The sequence below is a fragment of the Nocardioides sp. LS1 genome, assembly GCF_003865225.1.
Classification (GTDB): domain Bacteria; phylum Actinomycetota; class Actinomycetes; order Propionibacteriales; family Nocardioidaceae; genus Nocardioides; species Nocardioides ginsengisegetis.
On record NZ_BIFF01000005.1, the window covers coordinates 236,589 to 261,218 of the forward strand.

Annotated in this window: 24 protein-coding genes and 2 pseudogenes; 5 read left to right on the forward strand and 21 right to left on the reverse strand. The window is 69.3% G+C overall.

What is annotated here, in order from left to right; all coding sequences use genetic code 11:
• Window positions 1-47 precede the first annotated feature (47 nt).
• Both EJF31_RS15300 and EJF31_RS15305 read right to left on the reverse strand, forming a co-directional pair.
• Window positions 48-1,094 (reverse strand): MBL fold metallo-hydrolase, encoded by a 1,047-nt coding sequence (locus tag EJF31_RS15300; protein ID WP_221767596.1) that lies wholly within the window; start codon window positions 1,092-1,094, stop codon window positions 48-50.
• 40 nt (window positions 1,095-1,134) lie between these two features.
• The gene (locus EJF31_RS15305) at window positions 1,135-1,584 is read right to left on the reverse strand and encodes an oxidoreductase (RefSeq protein ID WP_125038012.1); all 450 of its coding nucleotides are present in this window, start codon (window positions 1,582-1,584) and stop codon (window positions 1,135-1,137) included.
• 66 nt (window positions 1,585-1,650) lie between these two features.
• Between EJF31_RS15305 and EJF31_RS15310 the strand changes: the two genes are divergently transcribed.
• Complete coding sequence (locus tag EJF31_RS15310) at window positions 1,651-1,911, forward strand: GlsB/YeaQ/YmgE family stress response membrane protein (RefSeq protein WP_125038013.1); 261 nt, start codon at window positions 1,651-1,653, stop codon at window positions 1,909-1,911.
• A 23-nt stretch (window positions 1,912-1,934) separates the two neighbouring features.
• Here EJF31_RS15310 and EJF31_RS15315 read toward each other — a convergent pair.
• A pseudogene (locus EJF31_RS15315) lies at window positions 1,935-2,372 on the reverse strand (DUF4240 domain-containing protein); the annotation flags it as partial.
• A 266-nt stretch (window positions 2,373-2,638) separates the two neighbouring features.
• Between EJF31_RS15315 and EJF31_RS15320 the strand changes: the two are divergent.
• Window positions 2,639-3,025 carry a VOC family protein gene (locus EJF31_RS15320; RefSeq protein ID WP_125038015.1) on the forward strand — a complete coding sequence of 129 codons (387 nt, stop codon included), beginning with the start codon at window positions 2,639-2,641 and terminating at the stop codon, window positions 3,023-3,025.
• 10 nt (window positions 3,026-3,035) lie between these two features.
• On the opposite strand, the gene EJF31_RS15325 is transcribed toward EJF31_RS15320, so the two are convergent.
• Complete coding sequence (locus EJF31_RS15325) at window positions 3,036-3,245, reverse strand: hypothetical protein (RefSeq protein WP_125038016.1); 210 nt, start codon at window positions 3,243-3,245, stop codon at window positions 3,036-3,038.
• 159 nt (window positions 3,246-3,404) lie between these two features.
• Between EJF31_RS15325 and EJF31_RS15330 the strand changes: the two genes are divergently transcribed.
• Window positions 3,405-4,049, forward strand: a complete 645-nt coding sequence (locus EJF31_RS15330) for a dihydrofolate reductase family protein (protein WP_125038017.1) — start codon at window positions 3,405-3,407, stop codon at window positions 4,047-4,049.
• 19 nt (window positions 4,050-4,068) lie between these two features.
• On the opposite strand, the gene ptsP is transcribed toward EJF31_RS15330, so the two are convergent.
• The 5 genes and pseudogenes from ptsP to EJF31_RS15350 form a co-directional block, all read right to left on the reverse strand.
• A complete protein-coding gene (ptsP, locus tag EJF31_RS15335) occupies window positions 4,069-6,147 on the reverse strand; it encodes a phosphoenolpyruvate--protein phosphotransferase (RefSeq protein ID WP_260430932.1) in 2,079 nt (692 codons plus the stop codon).
• A pseudogene (gene dhaM, locus EJF31_RS22355) lies at window positions 6,124-6,576 on the reverse strand (dihydroxyacetone kinase phosphoryl donor subunit DhaM); the annotation flags it as partial. The pseudogene dhaM and the gene ptsP, both read right to left, overlap by 24 nt.
• Before the next feature lie 44 nt (window positions 6,577-6,620).
• The gene (gene dhaL, locus EJF31_RS15340; RefSeq protein WP_125038019.1) at window positions 6,621-7,256 is read right to left on the reverse strand and encodes a dihydroxyacetone kinase subunit DhaL; all 636 of its coding nucleotides are present in this window, start codon (window positions 7,254-7,256) and stop codon (window positions 6,621-6,623) included.
• 3 nt (window positions 7,257-7,259) lie between these two features.
• Complete coding sequence (dhaK, locus tag EJF31_RS15345; protein ID WP_125038020.1) at window positions 7,260-8,261, reverse strand: dihydroxyacetone kinase subunit DhaK; 1,002 nt, start codon at window positions 8,259-8,261, stop codon at window positions 7,260-7,262.
• Between the two features lie 48 nt (window positions 8,262-8,309).
• Entirely contained in the window at window positions 8,310-9,143 is an 834-nt protein-coding gene (locus tag EJF31_RS15350; protein WP_260430895.1) for an MIP/aquaporin family protein, read from the reverse strand.
• A gap of 94 nt (window positions 9,144-9,237) precedes the next feature.
• On the opposite strand from EJF31_RS15350, the gene EJF31_RS15355 reads away from it, so the two are divergent.
• On the forward strand, window positions 9,238-10,008 hold the full coding sequence (locus tag EJF31_RS15355; RefSeq protein WP_125038021.1) for an IclR family transcriptional regulator: 771 nt from the start codon (window positions 9,238-9,240) through the stop codon (window positions 10,006-10,008).
• Between the two features lie 398 nt (window positions 10,009-10,406).
• Here the strand turns inward: EJF31_RS15355 and EJF31_RS21930 are convergent, their stop codons facing one another.
• The 10 genes from EJF31_RS21930 to mftA form a co-directional block, all read right to left on the reverse strand.
• The gene (locus tag EJF31_RS21930) at window positions 10,407-10,850 is read right to left on the reverse strand and encodes a hypothetical protein (RefSeq protein ID WP_185736299.1); all 444 of its coding nucleotides are present in this window, start codon (window positions 10,848-10,850) and stop codon (window positions 10,407-10,409) included.
• Window positions 10,851-10,895: 45 nt separating this feature from the next.
• Entirely contained in the window at window positions 10,896-11,906 is a 1,011-nt protein-coding gene (gene lipA, locus EJF31_RS15365) for a lipoyl synthase (protein WP_260430896.1), read from the reverse strand.
• A gap of 717 nt (window positions 11,907-12,623) precedes the next feature.
• The gene (locus tag EJF31_RS15375) at window positions 12,624-12,977 is read right to left on the reverse strand and encodes a hypothetical protein (RefSeq protein WP_125038022.1); all 354 of its coding nucleotides are present in this window, start codon (window positions 12,975-12,977) and stop codon (window positions 12,624-12,626) included.
• Window positions 12,978-13,819: 842 nt separating this feature from the next.
• A complete protein-coding gene (gene mftF / locus EJF31_RS15380) occupies window positions 13,820-15,235 on the reverse strand; it encodes a mycofactocin biosynthesis glycosyltransferase MftF (protein ID WP_125038023.1) in 1,416 nt (471 codons plus the stop codon).
• Complete coding sequence (locus tag EJF31_RS15385; protein ID WP_125038024.1) at window positions 15,232-16,008, reverse strand: mycofactocin-coupled SDR family oxidoreductase; 777 nt, start codon at window positions 16,006-16,008, stop codon at window positions 15,232-15,234. The genes mftF and EJF31_RS15385 overlap by 4 nt, the downstream gene beginning before the upstream one ends.
• Window positions 16,005-16,706: a mycofactocin biosynthesis peptidyl-dipeptidase MftE gene (gene mftE / locus EJF31_RS15390; RefSeq protein WP_125038025.1), complete on the reverse strand. Its 702-nt coding sequence runs from the start codon at window positions 16,704-16,706 to the stop codon at window positions 16,005-16,007. Before mftE ends, EJF31_RS15385 begins: the two co-directional genes overlap by 4 nt.
• Window positions 16,703-17,947, reverse strand: a complete 1,245-nt coding sequence (mftD, locus tag EJF31_RS15395) for a pre-mycofactocin synthase MftD (protein ID WP_125038026.1) — start codon at window positions 17,945-17,947, stop codon at window positions 16,703-16,705. Before mftD ends, mftE begins: the two co-directional genes overlap by 4 nt.
• Before the next feature lie 65 nt (window positions 17,948-18,012).
• On the reverse strand, window positions 18,013-19,215 hold the full coding sequence (mftC, locus tag EJF31_RS15400) for a mycofactocin radical SAM maturase (protein WP_125038027.1): 1,203 nt from the start codon (window positions 19,213-19,215) through the stop codon (window positions 18,013-18,015).
• Window positions 19,212-19,514: a mycofactocin biosynthesis chaperone MftB gene (gene mftB / locus EJF31_RS15405; protein ID WP_125038028.1), complete on the reverse strand. Its 303-nt coding sequence runs from the start codon at window positions 19,512-19,514 to the stop codon at window positions 19,212-19,214. Before mftB ends, mftC begins: the two co-directional genes overlap by 4 nt.
• 4 nt (window positions 19,515-19,518) lie before the next feature.
• Complete coding sequence (gene mftA / locus EJF31_RS15410) at window positions 19,519-19,620, reverse strand: mycofactocin precursor MftA (RefSeq protein WP_125038029.1); 102 nt, start codon at window positions 19,618-19,620, stop codon at window positions 19,519-19,521.
• A gap of 141 nt (window positions 19,621-19,761) precedes the next feature.
• On the opposite strand from mftA, the gene mftR reads away from it, so the two are divergent.
• Window positions 19,762-20,364 carry a mycofactocin system transcriptional regulator gene (mftR, locus tag EJF31_RS15415; RefSeq protein WP_125038030.1) on the forward strand — a complete coding sequence of 201 codons (603 nt, stop codon included), beginning with the start codon at window positions 19,762-19,764 and terminating at the stop codon, window positions 20,362-20,364.
• Window positions 20,365-20,954: 590 nt separating this feature from the next.
• Here the strand turns inward: mftR and pntB are convergent.
• Both pntB and EJF31_RS15425 read right to left on the reverse strand, forming a co-directional pair.
• Window positions 20,955-22,424 (reverse strand): Re/Si-specific NAD(P)(+) transhydrogenase subunit beta, encoded by a 1,470-nt coding sequence (gene pntB, locus EJF31_RS15420; RefSeq protein WP_125038031.1) that lies wholly within the window; start codon window positions 22,422-22,424, stop codon window positions 20,955-20,957.
• A 4-nt stretch (window positions 22,425-22,428) separates the two neighbouring features.
• Window positions 22,429-23,952: a Re/Si-specific NAD(P)(+) transhydrogenase subunit alpha gene (locus EJF31_RS15425; RefSeq protein WP_125038032.1), complete on the reverse strand. Its 1,524-nt coding sequence runs from the start codon at window positions 23,950-23,952 to the stop codon at window positions 22,429-22,431.
• Between the last annotated feature and the right edge of the window lie 678 nt (window positions 23,953-24,630).

A 24,630-nucleotide genomic window follows, 5' to 3' on the forward strand; every position in this document is an offset into this window, starting at 1 on the left:
TACCCAAAGCGAGCGAGAGTACGCAGTGCGGCCGGGACCCGGCCAGCTCAGAGGCCGCTCCACCACTCCGTCGTCGGCAGGTCCCCGCCGACGTCGAAGCGCTCTCCGGGCCGCGGCTGCGCGAGGCGTACGCCGGCCTCGGCTGCCTCCCGGCGCGCCCAGTCGGCCGGCGCGGCCCAGGGGTGGAAGGCCAGGTCGAAGGTCGCCCAGTGGATCGGCAGCATCACCTCGCCGCGCAGCTCGACGTGGGTCCGGACCGCCTCGGCGGGGTCCATGTGGACGTCGGGCCAGCGGACGTCGTACGCCCCGATGGGCAGCACCGTCAGGTCGACCGGACCGCGCTGGCGGCCGAGCTCGGCGAAGGCCGGGGTGTAGCCGGTGTCGCCGCCGAAGAAGACGCGGCGGTCACCGGCCTCGACCAGCCAGGACGACCAGAGCGTGAGGTTGGAGCGGAACAGGCGGCCCGAGAAGTGCCGGGCCTCCGTGCAGGAGAGCACCAGCCCGTCGAGGTCGACCGACTCGTCCCAGTCGAGCTCGAGGATGCGGTCGTCCGGGACGCCCCAGGACCGCAGGTGTTCGCCGACGCCGAGCGGCACCACGAACGGCACCTCCTGCAGGCGGGTCAGCCGGTCGATGGTCGCGGTGTCGAGGTGGTCGTAGTGGTCGTGGGAGATCAGCACCGCGTCGAGGCGGGGCAGGTCGTCCAGGCTCGCCGGGACGGGGTGGCTGCGGCGCGGCCCGACCGTCGCGGACGGTGAGACGCGCTCGCTCCAGACCGGGTCGGTGAGCACCCAGCGCCCGCCCACCTCGAGCAGCACCGTCGAGTGGCCCAGCCAGGTGGCGGCGCAGTCGGCCGCCTGCTCGGCCCAGCGCGGGGCGACCAGCGGGACGGCGCCGGCGGGCTTGCCGACGTTGCCCTTCGTCGCGAACTCCCGCGCGATCGAGCCCCGGCCGCCGGACTCGACCACCCGCGCCGGCTCGCGGTTGTGGAAGACCCCGTCGTAGTGGTGCGGGGAGTCGTAGCTGTCCCGGCCGCCGGCGCCGAACGAGCGGCGCAGTCCGACCAGGGCGCGGGGTGTCAGCGTGGGCAGCACAGGACCATTCTGACCCGCGAACCCTGAGCCGGCACCCGACTCACGCGGGCCCGTCCCACGACCAGTGAGGCAGCGGCACATCGTCGGGGACGTCGTCGGGGGTGTCCGGGTGGGCCGCCATCAGGTCGGTGCCCCACCGGAAGTAGGCCAGGAGCGTGTCGTGCAGCGGTCCGTCGTCGCCGAATCCGGCGTCCTGGAGGGCCGCCGTGAAGCACCCCACCGCCCGCTCGTCGAGATCGTGGTGCTCGCCGTTGCCGGCGTGCAGGCGCAGCACGTGGCTGTGGTCGGCCATCGCGCCGGTGTAGGCCGCCGGCCCGCCGAGCGCCTCGGCCCAGTACGTCGCCAGCCGCTCGAGGTGGTCCGGGTGCTGTCCCGGGTGGCCGAACGGGTGGCTCGCGACCGGGTCGGCCAGGCACCTCTCGTGCCAGGCGTGCGCGAGCCGCAGCAGGCCGTCGTACCCGCCTGCGGCCTCGTAGATCGTCGGCTCCATGGACCGATGCTGGGGGACGTCGTGCGCGCCGGGCAAGGGCTGGGCGGAGGGGCGTAGGTTGACCGCATGATCGGTTTCCTCATCGCCGGCCTCATCATCGGGGCCCTCGCTCGACTCATCAAGCCGGGCAAGCAGAACCTCGGCATCCTCGCCACCCTCGGGCTCGGCCTCGTCGGCTCGCTCATCGGCGGACTGATCGCCTCGGCGCTCGGCACCGGCTCCATCTGGGAGCTCAACGTCCTCGGCTTCGTCCTCGCCGTGATCGCGGCGGTGCTGCTCATCGGCGTCGCCGAGGGAGTCGCGGGCAAGAACCGCACCCACGCCTGACCCTCTGCCGTCCCGGGTCCGTGTCAGGCCTTGGGCGGCCGACTCGGCTCGAGGACCGGCAGCCCGGACCGGGCCGCGGTGCGTCCGGTCTTGCGCAGGTAGACGTCGAGCGCCGCCTCGCCGAACGGCTCCCCCCGGCCGCACCCGCGCTCGATGTCGGGGAAGGCGGCCAGCAGCGACGGGTCGGCCCGCACCCCGTCGTACGCCGCCTGGCCGTGCGCGATGACCCAGCTCCGGAAGTCCGTGAAGAGGTCGTCGCCCAGCCCGAGGCCCGGCAGGCACAGCGCATCGGCCTCCCCCGCGATCTCGCGGGTGTAGAGGGTCCGGCTGACCCGGACCAGCGTGCGGTGGAAGTCGGCCACCTCGTCGGCGTCCAGTCCCGCCAGCGCCCGCTTCAACGCGTGCGCCTGGCGGCGGTCGCCGTCGGTCGCCCCGCCGGAGCAGGAGCGCTCCACCAGCCGCCAGAAGTCGGCGTCCTTGCCACCCGTCGTGGCGCAGTACGGCGGGAGGGCGGCCTTGCCCTGCTACGTCCCGCCCTCGGGCTGGACGGTCCCGCAGGCCGAGGCCGCGAGGAGGACGAGGGAGCCCAGGAGGGCCGCCGCGGCGCGAATCCGAGTGTTCACCGGCGCAGTATGGCTGCCACGGCGCCGTACTCGTAGCCGGGACACCGCGCCTCCCCGCGCTTACTCTGGGACCGACTCAGCGGGCGACACGGGGAGGAGTCGGGATGACGTCATCGCTCCAGGCCGTCGTGGTCGACTGCCGCAACCCGAAGGCACAGGCCGCCTTCTGGGCCAAGGTCCTGGGCCGCACGTCGGTCGAGCGCAACACCGACGAGTACCTCGTCAGCGATCCCGCCCGCCAGGCCACGCCGCTCTACTTCATGAAGGTGCCCGAACCCCGGGTCGGCAAGAACCGGCTCCACCTCGACCTGGTCACCGAGGGTGCCCTCGACGACGAGGTCAGCCGGCTCATGGCGCTCGGCGCTCACTTCGTGGAGGTGCGCCAGGACCCGGCGACCCTCGACAACCCCGACACCTGGGCCGTCCTCGAGGACCCCGAGGGCAACGTCTTCTGCGCGGCCAGCTCCTCGACCGTCACCGGGTGGGCCTGACCCGAGGGCGCTACGCCGCCGTGCGCGTCCGCAGCGGCAGCAGGTGAGCCTTGCCCTCGCGCTCGGCGACCATGCGGGTCGCCTCGAGGTCGTACTGCCGCGCCAGCTCGACGGCGCGGGCGAGGTCACCGTCACCGGCGGCGCGGTTGACGCCCTCGACGAAGGAGGCGTGCAGGACGTTGAGGTCGTCGATCAGGCGGGTGGGAGTCATCGTGCTCATGCCGTGCTCAACGAGCGAGGCGCCCGCAGGCTTCCCCGAAATCTGTGTTTGTGACCGGAATCAACACATCCGGGGGTCGTCCGCCCCTGGAGCCCGGCGCCGACCCGGACCCGTTCAGTAGGGTGCGATCCCATCCACAAGCACGCTGACGGGGCCCTGATGGCAGTTCGTGTCGACCTCAACATCTCGCTCGACGGCTTCGCGACCACGACGGACCAGACGCCGGAGAACCCCTTCGGCGACGACTGGCCGCGACTGGTCAGCGCCTACACCGCGACCAGGACCTTCCGCGAACGCGTCCTGCACGACACATCAGGCGAGGGAACCACGGGCGTGGACGACGCCTACGCGCAGGCGTACTTCGCCGAGCTCGGCGCGGAGATCATGGGCGCCGGGATGTTCGGCCTGCACAACTTCCCCGACGACCCGGACTGGCGCGGCTGGTGGGGCGAGGAGCCCCCGTTCGGGTTCCCGGTGTTCGTGCTCACGCACGGCGCGCCCCGGCCACCGATCGAGATGGCGGGCGGCACGACCTTCCACTTCCTGTCCGCGACCCCGCAGGAGGCGCTGGACCGCGCGCTCGCCGTCGCCGACGGCAAGGACGTGCGGGTGGGCGGTGGACCGACCGTCGTGCGCGACTTCCTGAAAGCCGGGCTCGTCGACCACCTCCACGTGGCGATCGCGCCGATCATCCTCGGCAGCGGCATCCGCCTGTGGGACGACCTGCGCGGCCTGGAGTCGGCGTACGACGTCACGGCTGAGACGGCCGAGAGTGGCACCGTCCACGTGACCTTCCGGCGCTAGGCAACACCTGGGCTGTTGCTCAGCTGCCGCCCTCCGACAGCATCGTGAGCACGAGCTTCCGCACGTCGTCAGCCTCGGCCAGCCCGAGGGCGCGCTGGGCAAGCGCGGAGCAGTGCTCGACGTCGAGCTGACGTATCGCTGCCTTGACCCTGGGTACTGCAGGCGGCGAGACGCTCAGCTCCCGCACGCCCAGGCCCACGAGCACAGGGATCGCCAGCTCGTCGGAGGCTGCCTCGCCGCAGACGGCGACGTCGATCAGGCCGCGTGCGGCCCGGCACACCCGGTCGATCAGCTGGAGAACACCGGGGTCGAGGGCGTCGGACAGCGCCGCAACGGCAGCGTTCCCTCGTTCCGCCGCGAGGGCGTACTGAGTCAGGTCGTTGGTGCCGATGCTGACGAAGTCGACGTGGGGCAGGAACGCCTCGATCTTGAGCGCCGCTGACGGAACTTCGATCATCGTTCCGACACGGAGACCCTCGGGGATGCCCGACTCCCCGGCCGCCTCCACGAGCACCTGACGGGCCTCGATCATCTCGGCGGGCGTCGACACCATCGGGATCATGATGCTGGTCGGGAAGCGACGGGCCGTGCGGCAGATCGCATCCATCTGACCGCGCAGGAGATCGCGGTGGTCGAGGCTGAGCCGGATGCCCCGCTGGCCGAGGAACGGGTTGGCCTCCTGCTGCATGGGCAGGTAGGACAACGGTTTGTCTCCTCCGACGTCGAGCGTGCGCAGGGTGATCCGTCGCCCGTCCATGGCCTCGGCGATGGCGCTGTACTCGGACTGCTGCTCCTCCACGTCGGGCGCCGCGCTCCGGTCGAGGAAGAGGAACTCGGTCCGGACGAGTCCGGCGCCGTCCGCGCCGGCAGCACGGGCAGCGCGGGCGTCCGCGACGGATCCGAGGTTGGCGACGACGACGACTTCGATTCCGTCGCTGGACACAGCCGGTTCCGTGGCCCGGGCGAGCTGCATGGAGCGTTGCTCCGCCGCCTCTGCTGCTCGTCGCTGAAACTTCTCGAGCAGCTCCGGCACGGGGTCGATGTGCACTTCTCCGGTGGCGCCGTCCAGGAGGACAGTGGTGCCTTCCGGGATGGAGAGCACCTCGCTTCCGGCCGCCACGATGACCGGGATGTCGCGAGCGCGGGCAAGGATGGCCGCGTGCGAGCTCGGGCTGCCCTGGGCGAGGAGCACTCCGCTCACCAGGACCAGGTCGAGTCCGGCCGTCTCCGCCGGCGTCAGGTCGTCCGCCACCAGCACCCCGGGTCCGGACATCCGCCGCCCGGGGTCCCCCGTGAGTGTCCGCAGCACCTGGTCGGCGACGGCGCGGACATCGGCGGCGCGTTCCCTGAGGTAGGGGTCGGGCATGCTCGCCCACGCGCGCTCGACATCGGCGAGGCACCGTGCCCATGCAGCAACCGCCCCGATCCCCGTCCTGGTTCGGGCCTTGACGTCGGCGAGCATCTCGGCGTCAGTGAGCAGGGCGAGGTGGGCGTCGAAGATGCCCGCCTGTTCCGACCCCACCTCGCGGGCCGTGACCACCTTGACGTGCTCGATGTCGCGTCGTACGGCGGCCACGGACTCCACGATTCGTCGCCACTCCGCACTCGGCTCCCCGGCCGGATCGCCGTCGAGGTCGATCGGGCCGGCGGTGAGCCGGCGGACCGGGCCGATCGCGATCCCGGGTGAGGCCGGGAGCGGGCCGCTCACCGATGCGGTCGCGGGCTGGGCGCGCAGGGCGGCGGTCTCCTCGACAGTCTCGTCGAACCGTCGCGCGGCGAGTCCGAGCAGGTGCTCGACCGCGTCCTGGGCCTGGGGTCCGGAAGCGCGGACCTCGATCTCGTGCCCTGGCAGTGCCGCCAGTGTCGCGACCCGGCTCAGGCTTCCGGCAGGGACAGGAGCACCACCAGTGGTGAGGTTGCGCAGCTGGATCGACGCATCGAGCGCACGGACCTCGCTGACGAGCCTGGCAGCCGGGCGAGCGTGCAGGCCGTGCGCGTTCTCGACGGAGAAGACGCCGACCACCTCCTCCGTGCTGAGCGCAGCGTCGTCCGACGCCGCCTCGTGCGGGGGTGTGGCCAGATGCCCGGCCTTGCCCATCAGCGCGTCGCGGGCCTCGGCCGCCACGTCCGCCCGGGTGGCTCCACCGGCCGCGGCCACGGCTGCGACGATGAGGCCCTCGACCAGGGGAGCGGGCGACAGCGTCACGCGATCGCGGATGGACGGGTCCTGGAGCAGGTCGAGCGCCAGCTCCGCGCTGAGCACGGCGCTCCCGAGATCCATGAGCACGACGACACCCGCTGGGCCGTCCACGCGCTCGATGGCCTCCATGATCGCGACTGCATCAGTGCCGAACGTGGTCTCGTCCAGCCCGGCGGCCACCTCGATCCTCAGCGGGCGGCCGTGCAGCATCTCGGCGGCTAGGGCCACGGCGGAACGGGCGAGCGATCGGCTGTGGGAGACGACGACCAGTCCGACACCATCGTCGAAGGTCTGGGTCGGGGAATGTCCCGAAGGGGTCTCTGACATGTCCACTGCACTCCGCTCGCTCGTCATCTCATCAGTCCGGAAAATCAGAAGTTCGTTTCAGCCGCCGCTTCGAGCAGGAGGGCCACCGTCGTCGCACCGGGGTCCTGGTGGCCGACGCTGCGCTCGCCGAGGTAGCTCGCCCGACCCTTGCGAGCCAGCATGGGGGTGGTCGCGTCGCGCCCGGCGGCGGCGGCGTCGCGGGCGTCCTTGAGACCGGTGGCCAGGTCGCCACCGTCGGCGACCGCTGCAGCCAGCGCTTCGACGGCGGGTGAGAGCGCGTCGTACATCGTCTTGTCCTGGGGTCCAGCCTTGCCTCGGTCCACGACGCCCCCGAGGCCGGCCCGCAGGGCGGCTGCGAGCTCCTGCGCAGAGGTCGTCTGCACGTCACCGAACGTGCTGCCCATGCGCAGGAAGAGGGTGCCGAACAGCGGCCCGCTGGCTCCTCCGACCGTCGAGACCAGCGTCATGCCCACCTTGGAGAAGAGGGCCCCCGCCGTTGCCGGCGTGCCGGCATCGAGCGCGGCCACGACGGCTCTCATCCCCCGATCCATGTTCAACCCGTGGTCGGCATCGCCGATCGCCGCATCGAGCTCGGTCAGGTGGTCGCGGTTCTCAGCGACCAGGTGGGCGAACCTGCGCACCCACTCCTCGAGGACCGCCGTGGTCACGTTCTCGTCCATCTCTCAGATGCCCCATCTCAGTGCCGCAGTGTTCACCGGAGCGTCCCAGAGGGACAGCAGCTCGTCATCTGCCTTGAGCAGGGTGACCGACGATCCGGCCATCTCGAGCGACGTGATGTAGGAGCCGACGAGAGAACGTGCGATCACCACGCCGTGGCGGCCCAGAATCCTGCTGACCTCGTTGAACATCACGTAGAGCTCGATCAGCGGCGTGCCGCCGAGCCCGTTGACGAAGGCGATGACGGGATCACCCTTGCTGAACGGGAGGTCCGCGAGGATCGGCTCGACCAGCAGCTCGGCGATCTCGCTCGCGCGCGCGAGCGGAAGCCGCTGCCGTCCCGGCTCGCCATGGATGCCGACGCCGAGCTCCATCTCGGTCTCGCCGAGCTCGAACGTCGGCTTGCCCGCAGCTGGAACGGTGCACGACGTCAGCGCGACACCCATGCTCCGCCCGTTCGCGTTCACCGTGCGCGCCACCTCCGCGACCTGGTCGAGGTCGCGGCCCTGCTCGGCTGCTGCCCCCGCGATCTTCTCGAGCAGCACGGTGACTCCGACCCCGCGACGTCCCGCCGTCCACGTGCTGTCTTGCACCGCGACATCGTCGTCGGTGACGACCGAAACGACGCGGGCGCCGGTCTCAGCTGCCGCCAGCTCGGCAGCCATCTCGAAGTTCATGACGTCGCCGGTGTAGTTCTTCACGACGTGAAGGACACCGGCACCCCCGTCGACGAGCTTCGTGGCCGCCTGCATCTGCTCGGGCACCGGCGACGTGAAGATCTCGCCGGCACACGCGGCGTCGAGCATCCCCAGGCCGACGAACCCACCGTGGAGCGGCTCGTGGCCCGAGCCACCGCCAGAGATGATCCCCACCTTTCCCCGCTTGGGGGCGTCACCGCGGTAGATGATCTTGTGCTGGTGGTCGATCCGCAGCTCGGGATGGGCCGCCTCGATTCCACGCAGCGCCTCGACGACCACGTCGTTCGGGTCGTTGATCAGCTTCTTCATGAGATTTCCTCCAGGATCTGGCGTCGGGACAGGTTGACCGGGACCCGGTCAGGCATGGCTGCGCTCCCGGGCGGCGGCCGGTTCGGGCTCGGGGGCGCCCAGGTCCACTCCTGTTGCGGCGAGCGCCCGGTCTGCAGGCGTCGCGGAGAGCAGGCCGTACAGGAGGGCAGCGGCGACACCTGCGAGAAGCTCCGCGCCCACGTAGACCGGCAGCTGGCCCCACGTCACCTGACCGCCCGCGAGCTGCTGGACGAGCATCGGGCCGAAGGTGCGGGCAGGGTTGATCGAGGCGCCCGTCGTGGGAGCGACGGGGATGATGGCCGCGAAGACCACCAGGCCGATCGCAACCCCGGCGAACCCGGCGGCGGCCTTGCGGTGGATCACGCCGAAGATCGTGAACACCAGGATGAATGTGCCCACGAACTCTGCGGTGAAGGCCTGCACCACACTCACAGTGTCGGGGTTGTAGGCCGCCACACCCAGGCCGACGTCGCTGGCCTTGTGGCCGAGGACCCCGAGGATGGCTGCAGCGCCCACGATCGCGCCGACCACCTGGGCTCCGAGATAGGCCGGCACCTGGCTCCACGGGAACTTGCCGGACGCGGCCAACCCGACGGTCACGGCCGGATTGATGTGGTTGCCCCCGATGTGGCCGAGGGCGTAGACGGTGGCGATCACGACCGTGCCGAACGCCAGGGAGATCATCCCCAGATCAGCCATCGTGAACGGCGCATCGCCGTTGACGATCAGGGTGGCCGGGACCGACCCCACCCCGATGAACACCAGAAACGCGGTGCCGATGGCCTCGGCACCCAAGCGCTGGAACAGATTGGTCTCGTCAAGCATGCCAGTTCCCCTTCCGTGGGAGACTTCGAATGTCATTCGATATTGTCGAATGTCATATGGACGCTACGCCTGTGGTTCACTAGTGCGCAAGAGATTTCGTGAATTTCATCACTCGGGAGAAAGGCCCCCCGTGATCCAGTCGATTGACCGCGCCATCCGCGTCCTGACAGCGCTCCAGGGCACCCGCCGGATGAGCCTCTCGGAGCTGGCGGCCCGCCTCGACCTCGCTCCGTCCACCATGCACGGGATTGTCCGGAGCCTCGTCGAGCACGGGATGGTCGTTCAGGACCGAGGGTCGAGCCGTTACCAGCTGGGGCCTGCCGTGCTCAGGCTCGGCAACGTCTACCTCGACACGCTCGAGCTGAGGTCACGCGCGATCCCGTGGGCCGAGGACCTCGCCCGGCGCACTGGACTGGCAGTCCGCACCGGCGTCCTCCTCATCGACGACGTCGTGATCATCCACCACGAGCCACGGCCCGACGGCAGTCGCCAGATGCCGGAGGTGGGCATCGTCATCCCGGCCCACGCCAGCGCTCTGGGCAAGGCCATGCTGGCCTTTCTCCACGAGGATGAGAAGCGGATCCTCACCTCGGCCGAGCTGCGGAGCATGACCGGGGCGACGATCACTGCGCCGGAGACCCTGAGGGACCAGCTGGACCAGGTCCGGGCCAGCGGTGTCGCGACCGAGCAGGATGAGGCCGTCATCGGCGAGAGTTCCGTGGCGAGCCCCGTCTTCGACTCGTACGGCGAAGCCGTCGGGGCCATCGGCGTCGTCCTCCCCTCCGGTGGCGACCTGGAGAGCCGCGACGTCAGCGACCTCGTGCGCGACGCGGCCCGGGCGGTCTCTCGCGAGCTTGGCGCACCCGCATGGCCATCACGACCGGCCGGTCCAGCTCGGTGAGTCGACGCAACGCTCGAGGACCGCGATGGCGGAACGACTGACGCGGTCACGCTTCGCGTCGGGACGTCATACGTTGTCGTGGCCGTGGCGGCCGCAGCGGATGACGTCCACGCACGAGCCGCACTGCGCACACGCGTCGACTCACACGTTGAAGCGGAACGATCAGGCGGGGTTTCGACTGTTGTTGATCATCACCGGTTGATGCGGGAAAAGGCAGCCTGACCTGCGGAAACGCGTTGGCTGGACAGTCGGGCGCCGTTGGCGAGCATCGGTCTCGGCCGGACTTTTTGCGGACTAATTGCGGACTGCTGCGCCTCAGTCATCGGCGTCCAGGCCGAGGATCTCGTTGGCGATCTAGGCCGGGAAGAGCATCGACCAGACCGTCGCCGGAGCACGGTTCATCTCCGCGTGGCGGGACGATTCAGGCTGCCAGCCTCGGCGGGACCTTGGCTGATCTCCTCCAGCAAGACGCCAGGCGCCCGGCTACTTCGGGAGGCCACAAGGTCGTCAAGCTCTTCGGCGCCGAGGCCGGTCAGGAGCGACGCAGCAGCGGCGGCGGTGCCGTTGAGCTGGCCTAGTGCAGCCTTGATGCCGGCGTTGATCTCCTCGCGGTGGGCGTCGATGTACTCGCGCAACGCAGCGTCGACGATCTTCTTCTTCGAGCGGGACATGAAGTGAGCTGCGTGCGACACGAGCTCGTCGGTGATGGCGTCGACCTTGATGGCGCAGTAGCGGTAGCGGGAGCGCTGCCCTCCTTCTCGGGTACCGAAGTACCAATATCTACCTTCCCGGCAAGCCGGACTTTGGAGCGATGGTTCAGCCGAGTGCCTGCGGCGATTCACGAGTCCTATCCAGAGTCTGACGACGCCTGGGACAGCGACGGCCCTCTAGCGTGGGGTGTCAGACCCACGGACGGGCGACGCGGCCACTCGCCGTTGGATGGTCTGGGAGTAGAGCCGGCCGGCGCGGTACGACGAGCGCACCAGCGGGCCCGACATGACGCCGGAGAACCCGATCTGGTCGGCCTCGTCCTTGAGCTCGACGAACTCCTCCGGCTTGACCCAGCGCTCGACGGGGTGGTGCCGGGCCGAGGGGCGGAGGTACTGGGTGATGGTGATCAGCTCGCAGCCGGCCTCGTGCAGGTCGCGCAGCGCCTGGCTGACCTCCTCGCGGGTCTCGCCCATGCCGAGGATGAGGTTGGACTTGGTCACGAGGCCGAAGTCGCGGGCCTGGGTGATCACGTCGAGGGAGCGCTCGTAGCGGAACGCGGGGCGGATCCGCTTGAAGATGCGCGGCACCGTCTCGACGTTGTGGGCGAGCACCTCGGGCCGCGACTCGAAGACCTCGCGCAGGAGGTCGGGCTTGCCGTTGAAGTCGGGGATGAGGTTCTCGACGCCGGTGTCGGGGTTGAGCTCGTGGATCTGCTTGACGGTCTCGGCGTACAGCCAGGCACCGCCGTCCTCGAGGTCGTCGCGGGCGACGCCGGTGATGGTCGCGTAGCGCAGCTCCATCTTCTGCACCGACTCGGCCACGCGGCGGGGCTCGTCGCGGTCGAGGGGCTGGGGCTTGCCGGTGTCGATCTGGCAGAAGTCGCAGCGCCGCGTGCACTGGTCGCCGCCGATGAGGAAGGTCGCCTCGCGGTCCTCCCAGCACTCGAAGATGTTGGGGCAGCCGGCTTCCTGGCACACGGTGTGGAGGCCCTCGGACTTCACCAGGCTCTGGAGGTGCTTGTACTCGGGGCCCATCTTGGCCCGGGTCTTGATCCACTCCGGCTTCCGCTCGATCGGGGTCTCGGCATTGCGGACCTCGAGGCGGAGGAGCTTGCGTGGCGGCGTCCGTGCATCTAAGTCGCCCTCAGTCCAGGCGTCGTGGACGCCCTCCACGTTGTGGTTTGCCATCCGGTGTGCACTGACCGGTTGAGTTCGCCCGGGGAGCGGATCCCTAAAACGGCCCCGGCGGTTGCGGTCGCGTCAGCAGTCGTCGGGCCAGTCTTGCCCAGTTCAGAGGCTGTGTGAAGGTGTCCCGCGTGCCGGGCGTACTCCGCCAGCACGTGGAAGCAGATCCTTTCGAGGTCTCGAGTCCGCTGACCTGCACAAACACCTCCTCAGGCGCTGGTCAGCGCGGACACGACCACACCGAACTACACGCAGCTACACCGCTCTCCGTGCACAACTCGGGAATATCTCGGGAGCAGCGGGAGCCTCTCGACATGTCAGTCCGAGGCGCAGATCATCGACATCGGATGGTCTCCGCTGCCCGAGAAAGAGGACGACGATCCGTGGACGATCGCGTTCTTGCACACCGACGGCTCGATCCGCACTCGAAGTCGACCTGGGATGTCGAGGACCCAACGGACCCTGACAACGACACTTACCCACCGGATGTGGCTGCGGACTTGAATGGACCCGACTCGTCCGGTGCGCCGCGAGTCATTGGCAACGCGTTCACCCGCGGATGCAGCGGTTCACCCAGACGGAGCTGGAAAACGTCTGCCTGCTCGCTGGCCTGGGGGCCGTGGAGAAAGCGTTGAAGGTGCTGGTGGAGGCCCGCCACGGTGCGTGTGGTTACCTACCGGAGCAGCACTCGAACTACCGGTGAACGCTGAGCGAGTCGGGCTATTCGGGGTTGAGCCACCGGACCACGGGCCGTCCGTCCGCACCGACAATCCACAACCGAAGGCCCCTGAGATCCTGCCCGTACTCGTCCTCGAGCCACTCGAGAACCGTTTTCGCATCGTGCAGGTACACCGCGAAGTCGCATCCCGGCCGTGCCAGATCCGCAGGGTCGTTGACATAACCAACGAAGTCGGCGGCCACCGCACCGTCCTCGGGACGCACCCACGCCGTCAGCCAACGCACCGCCACACCGTCTCCGGCGTCGTCGAGGTCAACGGTGCGCGCTTCCCACGCTGCCCATCGCAGTAATGACGCGGCGTAGGCATCCAGGTGAGCTCGCAGACGCGGGTCCACTACGCATCCGGCGGTCCCCGAACAGCGCGCGACTGAACAGGTGGTCCAAGACCGTCGCCACGTCCTCCGGCGGAAGCTGGCCTAGATGCGGCGCGAGCAGGCTGCACAAGCCAGGGACGTTCCGCAGCAGGAGGCGTCTAGTCGAGGCAGCCGGTGCGCCATGGCCGCCGCGATCGCCATCGAGGTCGCTGATCTCGATCGCCAAGACGTCACAGACGTCGTCAACGGCCGCCAACGCGAGGGAAAGGCCCGTCGGCTCCGGCTTGCCCTCGGGATGCGCGATAAGGCCATCCAGTCGGGCACCTGGTTCGGGAGCTGTCACGGGCGATCAACCTAGTCGGCCAGCCTCGGAACGCCGCTCTTGGGTGGGGCGTCCTGGCGCAGCAACGCCGCCGAGCGCTGGTTCTTGGGGGCACGGTCCCTCTGCCCTACTGCCTCTTGACCGTAGCCATCATCCGTCGCGACAACACAGCTCCTGGACATCGAGCCGACGCGGTCCTACGCAACCACCACTGCCGACGTCTTCCCGCCGAGCGCGTGACACGCAGACGACACAGCACCCGATCCGCATCAGTGCAGGTCAGGGGCCGAAAATGGAGCCGCCTGTCGGAATCGAACCGGCGACCTTCTCTAGGTATGTGGCTGACTGTGACATGAGCCTGATCCCGCCGACAAAGGGGCTCTGACCTGCGGAAACGCTGGTCGGACGAATCGCGATGAGTAACGCGGTCTCACGCTCAGTCACGCCGGATCACCGAATAATGGGTGACTAGAGGGCGATCCCGACCAGTCTGGCTGGGAGGCTCAAGGTCTCCTCCCGCACGGGGGCCGTGGTGCAGGTATCAAACTCGTGTGAGTCGCACGCTGACGCAGCCGAGGTCTCGGTGGCGGAGGGCGCCGATCCAGAGTCCTCCGCCGTAGGCGAGGTCGTCGATGCGTCGTCCGAGGAAGGTGGTGGCGGGGTCGAGGTCGCCGTGTTCCCAGCGTTCGACGGCGATGTCGACTAGGGCGGCGGTGACGAGGGCGCGCCGGACCGATGAGCTCACGAGGGCCAGGAGCGCGACGGGGGGCCACCAGTGGCGCAGCAGGAGGCCTGATTCTTGGCGGACGCCCCAGCCGAGTCCGCGCAGTGCGAGCCGGGTGGCGAGCTGTCCTCGGTCGTGGGTGTCGGGGAGGGTGCGGGCGAGTCGGTGCCGGCTGTAGAGGAGGGTCGCGAGGGCGACGGGCAGCGACCAGCGTCGGCGGAGGAGGAGGGCGGCGGCACCGATGGCCATGGTCGGGGGGAGCACGGCGGGGGCCGCGTAGCCCGGGTAGCGGACTGCGAGGGGGGCGCCGCCGGTGCCGTAGACGTACTTGCGGCCCAGCCACGTTCGGATGGTCGGGCGGGCGTCGTGGTCGGCGGTCTCGCCGGGGTCGTAGCGGACGACGTGTCCGGCGTCGGTGAGGCGCCAGACGAGGTCGACGTCCTCGCCGACGCGCATGGAGGCGGTGAATCCGTCTCCGAGGGCCGATACTCGGGCGACCAGGCACGCGCCGGGCAGCCAGCCGACCGCGGCGCCGGGGCGGACCGAGCAGGCGCGGGTGCCGAGGGCGAGGGAGGAGGCGTGTTCGTCGTAGCGTTCGAACCATCTCGGTCTGACCGAGCGTGACTTGCTGCGCACGAGCGGCCCGACGAGTGCGACGGCCGGGTCGCGGAAGTGGCGGGCGAGGCGGACGAGGGTCTCGGGGCTCACTTGGACGTCGGAGTCGACGAACGCCACGTACGCGGTGGCCACGTAGGGAAGGCCGGCGTTGCGGGCACCGCCCGGGCCGAGGTTCTCCGGTAGTGACACCAGGTGGGCTCCGTGGCGGGCGGCGACAGCCGCGACCGCGGCGCGGTCGTGGGAGGCATCGTCGACAACGATGCAGCGCAGGGGGGTGAGGGCGGCGAGACAGCGGTCGAGCTGCTCGGCGCGGTCGCGGAGCGGGATCACCACGGTGAGGTCCTCGGTCGGCGGGGCGACGTCGTCGAGGACCGGGTCGGCGATGTTCGCGTCGAGGAGCCTCGCGGCGAGGAGACGGCTCGCGTCGTCGCTGACGCGGACCTCGTCGCCATCGACGAGTGAGCGGGCGCGCTCGGAGAGGCGGATGGCGCGCAGCGGGGATCCGCCGACCAGGACCTGACCGTCTCCAGCGCGGGCGACGTCGGAGCGGATCCGGACGGTGTGCCCGTCCGGCAGCGCCCTACCCGCTTGGCTCACCGGGCGCGTCTTGCTCATCCGGTGAATCCGCCGTCGGCGTGCACGACGCTCCCGTTGAGGACCGCGCCGGCCGGTGAGCAGCAGAAGGCGATGCAGCGGGCGATCTCCTCAGGCTCGATCGTTCGCCGGATCATCTGGTGCGCGACGAGGTCGTCGACGGTGGCGTCGCCGTAGAGCGCAGCGGTCTCACGCAGCATGGGGGTGTCGGTCGCGCCCGGGGACACCGCGACCGAGGTGACCCCGGTGCCGACGAGGTCGGCGGCCAGACCTTTCGCGATCCCGACGACGGCGTGCTTGACCGCCGTGTAGGCGGCGAGGTGGAACAGGCCGTGGGACCCGGATGCGGAGGCGACGGCGATGAACCGGCATCCGGACGGGTCGGGGCCGGTGAGCATGATCGGGATGGTGGCCGCGGCGGTGTTCCACACGCCCTTGGCGTCGATGTCCCAGAGCAGGTCGAGCTGGTCGTCCGGTGTCTCCCAAAGGGCTTGCCCGCCCGAGACGACCGCGGCAGCGGCGACCACTGCGTCGAGGCGGCCCCACCGCTTGACGGCCTCGGCGACGGCCGCCTCGAGAGCGGCCCGGTCGCGGACGTCGGCCGCGTAGGCATGTGCCTGCTCGAACGGTGCGACGACGGCCTCGAGATCGTCCCTGGTGGGCATCTCGTACGGCGTGGCGTCGGGTCCCGCACACCAGTCGACTGCGAGGACGGCGTAGCCGTCCTCGGCGAGGCGGCGAACCGTGGCGGCGCCGATGCCGCGGGCGGCACCGGTGACGAGCGCGATCCTCATGACGGCTGGGTGGCGCGTGCCCGTGACATGCGGAGCACCTGATCGGCGATCTGGCAGGCCATCAGCCCGAGGACCCGCTCACCTTCCGCTGCGGAAGCGCCGGCGGGATTGCCGAGGACGCCGTTCGCCGACACGGCGCCGACCCCGGATGCCAGCAGCTCGGGGAGCAGGTCGGCCAGCGGTGCGGTGTTCCCGGCCCGCGCATGGTCCAGGCGGACGTCCCAGGGCCGCAGGTGGAGCATCAGCGAGGTCTCGGTGAAGCCGGCGTGCGCATCGACCTCCTCCGTCGCGCACGGCAGCCAGGCGACGTCGTGTCCCTCCTCGATGAGCTGCGCGACCGCACGTCGGAGCGCGGGCACGTTGCCGCCGTGGGCGTTGATGAACACCACACGACCGGCCCAGGTGCGCAGCGACCTGGTCAGTTCGATGATGACCGTCACCAGGGCCTCGGTGCCGATGGAGCTGGTGCCGGGGAACATCTGGTGCTCACCGCTCGCGCCGTACGCGATCGGCGGAGCGACCAGCACATGATCGCTGTCGAGGAGCGCCGAGACCTCATGAGCCACCGCCTCGGCGATGACGGTGTCGGTGTTGAGCGGGAGGTGCGGGCCGTGCTGCTCGATCGAGCCGACCGGCACCAGCACGACGGTCCCCGACGGCAGCGTCGGCCACGCCGACTCAGCCAGGTCGCGCCTCATGCCGTGGCCACCACCTGCGGAGCCGGGACGTCGAGGGATCGGTGGAAGTCGGGCGGGATCAGGAACAGGTCGGCGTGCAGCTCGTCGATCGACGACAGGCCCATCCCGAGCAGCGCGGAGTCGATGCCGCCGCGCATGATGTCCAGGACGTTCCCCACGCCGGCCTCGCCGTTGGCGGCCAGGCCCCACAGGTAGGCGCGGCCGATCATGACCGCGCGTGCGCCCAGGGCGAGCGCCTTCACGACGTCCGAGCCGCGTCTGATGCCGCCGTCCATGACGACCTCGAGCTGGGTGCCCACGGCGTCCGCGATCGGCTTCACCAGCCGGATCGAGGCCGGGGTTCCGTCGAGGTTGTTGCCGCCGTGGTTGGACACCGAGATCGCCGCTGCGCCGGCGTCGACGGCCCGACGCGCGTCATCGACACGGCTGACTCCCTTGAGCATGAACGGCATCCCGCTGATCTGCGTCCACTGCTCACGCATCCACGCGACGTCCTCCCACGACGGGGGCGGGGTGGTCATCCACTCGTAGTAGGCGGCGAAGAACGTCGGGGCACTCCCCGGACTTCCATCGGCGGTCTGCGGGGCGAGGTTGGGGGCGGTGAGGTCCGGGATGTGACGCGGGCCGAACTGCCACAGCCAACGCGGCTTCGTGGCCACCGCCGGCGCCATCCGGATCATGGTCTTCAGGTTGATCTTCTCGGGGATCTCGGGACTCCCCCAGTCACGGCCCATCGAGAACGACCAGTCCAACGTGGCGATCAGACCCTTCGCACCGGCTGCATGAGCCCGTTGCATCCGTTGGGTCATCACGTCACGGTCACCGGTCCAGTACATCTGGAAGAACGTGCTCGGGTTCGCCGCCACGACCTCCTCGACCGACTTCGACGCGAAGTTCGACAACCCCATCACCGTGCCCCGCGACGCCGCCGCACGAGCGACCGCGACCTCACCGTCCGGATGCACCGCCTGGACACCGGTCGGGCTGATCAGCACCGGCAGCGAGATCTCCTGCCCCATCACGGTCGTGGCCATCGACCGCTCCGCCCGTTGCCCGGCGACCAGTGGCAGGAACTGGATCTCGCGGAACGCCTCCTCGTTGTCCTCGACGGTCTGCCCCCGCTCGGATCCCGCGACCAAGGCTCCGTAGAGCGGGGCCGGCAGCCGTTTGCGGGCGCGCTGCTGCGCGACCGCGACCGACTCGAACCACGGGTTCTGCTTCCACGGGTTCTCGAACTTCATGCAAGGTCCTTCTCGAAGTGGTGACCGGGCCGCCGCTGTGCTCGGGCACAAGCGGCAGCCCGGTGTCAGGGGGTGAAGCCCGCGAGCGGGCTCTCAGCGCACGCCGAGACCGGCGGCCGGGTCATCAAGGTGAGCATCACCGGCTGGTTGCGCGTCGGCGCCGCCTTGGAGTGGTCCTGGCTCGCCGCCGGGATCACCCGCTCACCAGCCAGGGCCTGCTCGCCGTACCCCTGCACACACTCGGGGTCCGGTCCGTCCAGCGGCAGGCCGGTGAAGAACTTCGCCGCCATGCAGCCACCACGACAGGAGTCGAAGAACTCACACTTCGCGCACGCGCCACCGGTCTGCGGCGAACGGAGCTCGGCGAACAGCTCCGAGGTCTGCCACACCTGCTGGAACCCGCCATCGGTCAGCAGGTTGCCGGCCAGGAAGTTGTCATGGATCGCGAACGGGCACGCATAGACGTCACCGATCGGGTCGATCAGGCACACCACCCGACCCGCACCACACAGGTTCAGCCCCGGCAGGGACTCCCCGAACGCCGCGAGGTGGAAGAACGAGTCCCCCGTCAAGACGTCCTCGCCGTGAGCCATCAGCCAGTCATAGAGGGTGCGCTGCTGCTCCGGCAGCGGGTGTAGCTCGTCCCACACGTCCGCACCGCGGCCCGAGGGACGCAGCCGGGTCAGCCGCAGCGTGGCGCCGAAGCGGTCGGCCAGCGCCTTGAACTCGTCGAGCTGACCGATGTTCTGCCGCGTGCAGACCACGGAGATCTTCGCATCCTTGAAACCGACGTCCTGCAGGTTCGCCAGCGCGGTCAACGCCATGTCGTACGAACCGGGCCCGCGCACGTAGTCGTTGACCTCGGCGGTCGCGCCGTCCAGCGAGATCTGCACGTCGACGTAGTCAGTCGACGCCAGGAAGCGGGCGCGCTCAGGGGTGATCCGCACCCCGTTGGTCGAGAACTTCACCCCGACCTGGTGGTCGACCGCGTACTCGAGCAGGTGCCAGAAGTCCGGACGGATCGTCGGCTCGCCGCCACCGATGTTCACGTAGAACACCTGCATCCGCTGCAGCTCGTCGATCACCGCCTCACACTGCTCGGTCGACAGCTCGCGGGGATCCCGCTTGCCCGAAGAAGACAAGCAGTGCGCGCACTCCAGGTTGCACGCGTACGTCAGCTCCCACGTCAGGCAGATCGGCGCATCCAGGCCGTACTCGAACTGCTGGACAAGGCTGCCGGTCTGCGGCCGTTCGGGTGCGATGGTCATGCCACGGACTCCTTCGAGACGGCGTCGCGGAGGCGAATCATGTCGGTGGCGGCCAGAGCGGCCAGCGCATCGGCGTACGCCGCGTGCTGCTTCGGCGCGATGCCGACGGCAGTGAGCGCGGAACGGACGTCGGGAAGTTCGGCAAGCCTTTCGACCAACGCCACCAGCTCCGGGCGCTTGAGGAACGTCAGCTTCCGGGTCCCGAAGTGGTAGGCGAGCGCCCCGAACGGCTCCGGCCGCAGCGCCACTGACGGCGATAGTTCCCACGCCTCGTCGAGGATGCTGGTAGTGGTCTGCATCGGCTCAGTACACGCCGCACATGCCGTCGATGGAGACCTCTTCGATGAGGTCCTCCGCGACGATCTCGTCGGTCGTGGTGTCGGTGTCTCGCGGATCTGCGTTCATGTCGTAGCTCCTACGGAAGGGGATGGGGATGGGGAAGGCAACGCGAAGTTCTGGCACCAGGTGCCGATGTGGTTCGCGCCACAGTAACGACACCCAAGGCCAAAAAGGAAGAGTTGTTCAGATTTCTGTTAACTTCGCGCCGTGACAGCGAGCGCGCCGAGCAGGGCATTGGGCCGGCCACCGGCGACCAGTCATGCAGCGATCGAGGAGACGGCGTTCGCCCTCTTCGAGGCGAACGGCTTCGATGCCACCACCATGGACGACATCGCCACCGCCGTCGGCGTGGGTCGCCGGACGCTCTTTCGCTACTACCCCTCCAAGAACGACATCCTGTGGGGCCAGTTCGACGACGGCCTGCGCTCCTTCCGGGACTACTTCGCTCAGGTGCCGATCCAGACGCCGATCGCCACCGCGATCCGCGATGCCATCATGGAGTTCAACAGCCTGGACCCGGCAGCGACGGACCAGCACCGTCGGCGGATGCGCTTCCTGCTCCAGACACCCGCACTGCTCGCTCACTCCGAACTCCGGTACGCCGCCTGGCGACGCGTCGTCGCCGAGTTCGTCGCGGCCAGACTCGACTGCACCCCCGACGATCTCCTGCCCAGCCTCGCCGGCCGCGTGGCCCTCGCCATCGCACTATCGGCCTACGAGCACTGGCTCCAGGATGCGACGACCTCGCTCCCCATACTGATCGCACAGGCAAGCGACGGGCTCGGCGAGCTGCTCGATCCAATTCGCTAGCTGAGATGCCCTCGACAACGCCTCTAGGTGTTGCAGCCGATCGGGGCGTGTGGCCAGCAGACCGGGCGATCGGCCCGACGGGCGACACTGTCGTTCACGCCGACTTCGAGGTAGTCACAAAGGGCGACACGCTGTAGCTGACCATCGGGTGCCGCAGGTTAGGTCGCGATCGGAGCCACCTGTCGAACAGCGCCGACCTCGCCGGCGGGAGCAAGGGGCCCTTGTCGGATGAGCAAGGGGGCCGCCCCGGCCGGCGGACCCGATTCAAGCGTGAATATCGGTTGCTTCTGATCCGAATCCCGGTTCTCGAACTGCGTCTACGCAGGTCAGGGACTGAACTGGAGCCGCCTGTCGGAATCGAACCGACGACCTTCTCAGACGAAGTTGCCACTGGTCGCCCAGGCGGGAAAAGCGATGCTGCACCAGCCCCGACGTGCAGAAGCGCTGGCCTGTCCGTCGCTGCTAGATCCCGCTCAGTCACGGCCCGCATGCCGAATCATGGGGTGCCCGCTGAGTTGGGGCGGCTGCTGATCCGAGCCGAACAGTGACCATGATCGACTGGATCTCGACTTGTCCGGATAGAGGAACGCTCAGGTGGAGAGGTTGCGGATGATCTCCTCGACCTTGTCCTTGGCGTCGCCGAAGAGCATCTGGGTGTTGTCCTTGAAGAAGAGCGGGTTCTGGACACCGGCGTAGCCGGTAGCCATGGAGCGCTTGAAGACGATGACGTCGTGGGCCTTCCAGACCTCGATGACGGGCATGCCGGCGATCGGGCTGCCGGGCTCGTCGAGGGCGGCGGGGTTGACGGTGTCGTTGGCCCCGATGACCAGGACGACGTCGACGTCAGCGAGGTCGTCGTTGATCTCGTCCATCTCCAGGACGATGTCGTAGGGGACCTTCGCCTCGGCGAGCAGCACGTTCATGTGCCCGGGCAGGCGCCCGGCGACCGGGTGGATCCCGAACCGGACGTCGATCCCGCGGGCGCGGAGCTTGGCGGTCAGCTCGGCGACGGGGTACTGCGCCTGCGCGACGGCCATGCCGTAGCCGGGGGTGATGACGACCGAGGAGGCGTTCGCGAGGAGGTCGCCGGCGCCGTCGGCCTGGATCTCGCGGTGCTCGCCGTAGTCGCGTACCTCACCCGACACGGCACCGTCGGAGCCGAAGCCGCCGGCGATCACCGAGATGAACGAGCGGTTCATCGCCTTGCACATGATGTAGCTGAGGATCGCACCCGAGGAGCCGACCAGGGAGCCGGTGATGATCAGCAGGTCGTTGTCGAGCAGGAAGCCGGCGGCGGCCGCGGCCCAGCCGGAGTAGCTGTTGAGCATCGAGACCACGACCGGCATGTCGCCACCGCCGATGGCGGCGACCAGGTGGAAGCCGAGGAAGAGCGCCAGGGCGGTCATCCCCAGCAGCGGGATGAGCGCCGCGTGGTCGGCCGCGTAGCCGTCGAAGGAGGTGAACCAGAAGAGCAGGGCCACGGAGCCGAGGATCACGCACAGGTTCAGCAGGTGCCGGTGCGGGAGCACGACGGGCGAGGACTTCATCCTCCCGGAGAGCTTGAGGTTGGCCACGATCGAGCCGGTGAAGGTCACCGCGCCGATGAAGACCCCGATGAAAACCTCGACGTCGTGGATGGTGGCCTCGGCGCCGACAGTGGGGGCGTTGGGGTCGAGGAACGAGTTGTAGCCGACCAGCACCGCGGCCAGGCCGACGAAGCTGTGCAGCATCGCGACGAGCTCGGGCATCCCGGTCATCTCGACGGTGCGGGCCCGCCAGGCGCCGATCGAGCCGCCCACGCTCATCGTGAGCAGGACGATCAGCAGCGTGACTCCGACGCCCCGGAGGTCGTCGTAGGGGTCGAGCTCGGCGTTCTGCGAGGCCTTGAGCAGGGTGGCCACCAGGGCCAGGCCCATGCCGGCCATGCCGGCGATGTTGCCGCTCTTCGCGCTCTCGTGCTTGGACAGGCCGGCGAGCGCGGCGATGAACAGCACCCCGGCGACGATGTAGAGGCCGGCGATCAGGCCGTCGAGGTGGTCCCAGGTCAGGAAGTCGGACATGGTCTCAGTCCTTCCTGAACATCTGCAGCATGCGGAGCGTGACCAGGAACCCACCGAAGATGTTGATCGAGGCGACCAGCACCGCGAGGGTGGCCATGATCGCGATGGCAGGGTTGGTCGAGCCGACCTGTAGGATCCCGCCGACCAGGATGATCCCGGAGATCGCGTTGGTCTCGCTCATCAGCGGGGTGTGCAGGGCGTGGGCGACGTTCGAGATAACGTAGTAGCCCACGAAGACCGCGAGCACGAAGACCGTGAAGTGGCCCAGGAACTCCGGCGGCGAGAACGTCGCGACCAGGATGAACAGCACCGCCGCGATCCCGGCGGCGTACACCGTGCGTCGTGGGTCCGGCGGTGGCTTGGGTACGACGGGCTCCGCCGCGGCCACCGGCGCCGGCGCCGCGGAGACCTTCACTGCCGGCGGCGGCCACATCGAGGCGCCCTCGTGGGCGACCGTGATGCCGCGGACCACGACGTCGTCGAGGTCCAGCGCCAGCACGCCGTCCTTCTCGGGGGTCATCAACTTCAGCAGGTTGACGATGTTCGTGCCGTAGAGCTGCGAGGTCTGCGCCGGCAGCCGGCCCGCCAGGTCGGTGTAGCCGATGATCGTGACGCCGTTGTCGGTCACCACGACCTCATCGGTGCGGGTCAGCTCGGTGTTGCCGCCGTTGGCCGCCGCCATGTCGATGATCACCGAGCCGGTCCGCATCGCCGCGATCGTCCCGGCGGTGATCAGCTTGGGAGCCGGGCGACCCGGGATCAGCGCCGTGGTGATGACGATGTCGGCCCCGCGGGCCTCCTCGTCGTACATCGCCGCCGTCGCGGCCACCTGCTCGGCGGTCATCTCCTTGGCGTAGCCGTCGGAGGAGACCTCCGACTCCATGTCGACCGTGACGAACTGGGCCCCCATCGACTCGACCTGCTCGGCCACCTCCGGACGCACGTCGAAAGCCCGCACGATCGCGCCCATGCTGCCCGCAGCACCCAACGCCGCCAGACCCGCGACACCGGCGCCCACCACGAAGACCCGCGCCGGCGGGACCTTGCCCGCCGCGGTCACCTGACCGGTGAACTGCCGCCCGAACGCATACGCACCCTCGACCACCGCCCGGTAGCCCGCGACGTTCGCCATCGAGGACAACACATCCATCGACTGCGCCCGCGAGATCCGCGGCACCGCATCCATCGCCAACGCCGTCACACCCGCAGCCACCAACGCCTCGACCAGCTCCGGACTGCGCGCCGGCGCCATCATCGAGACCACCACCGCACCCCGCCGCAACCGTCCGATCTCCTCCGGCGTGGGCGCGTTGACCTTCACCACCACGTCGCTGGACCACACCTCCTCGGCACCACCGACCCTCGCCTCAGCGGCGGCGTACACCTCATCGGGCTGGTCCGAAGCAGCACCCGCACCCGCCTCGACCACCACCTCGTACCCCAGCTTGCGCAGCAGACCCACGGTGGCGCCTGTGGCAGCCACCAACATCTCGCCGGCCTTCGACTCCTGGGGGATTCCGATTCGCACAGCGACTCCTAGGTGATGGGGGTCATCAGACCCCGCGGAAGCGATTGATGGCGTCGAGGTGCTGGGCGCTCGCGATTGCCGATGAGACCAGCGGGGTGAGGACATCTTCCGGCGAAAGCATGTGCCTAGGCTAGAAGCGAAGATGGACACGTCCGAAGGCGCATCCCGGACGCTCCCCGGTCAGACGAGAACCCGAGTTGAGTCGTCGAATGTAGGCAGTTGCACGGCGCTGCAGTGAACTCCCGTTGACTGAGTCTTGGTTGCGAGCTCATCTGGTCCCGCCCGAATCCCCGAGATTCATGCCGGCTGCGCGCGGACGATCGTAGTCACGTGCTCTCGGTCGGTAGGAGCCCCCAACAGATCCTCGAGCGCGCCCACGGCGACGCCACCGGGCAGCAGTCAGTTCATCGACTCCGCGCCCCGGCACGATCAGCGACGGCGTATCTACGGACACTGCGTCGCGGTCTCCTCGGCTCCAGGAGGGACGCCCCGGCCGTCCAAGCAGGAACGCAAGGCGTGACGACTCTTCAAGCCGGAACACGATTTGATCGCCGCTCGCTGTCGACCGGCTGAGAATACGGTATGCCCCGACAACGTATCCGTCTCGGATCGCAAGCAACCCGTCGAACTCCGAGGGCACCGACTCCACAAGCTTCCAAGGTCCGCAGGCAGCTCGAC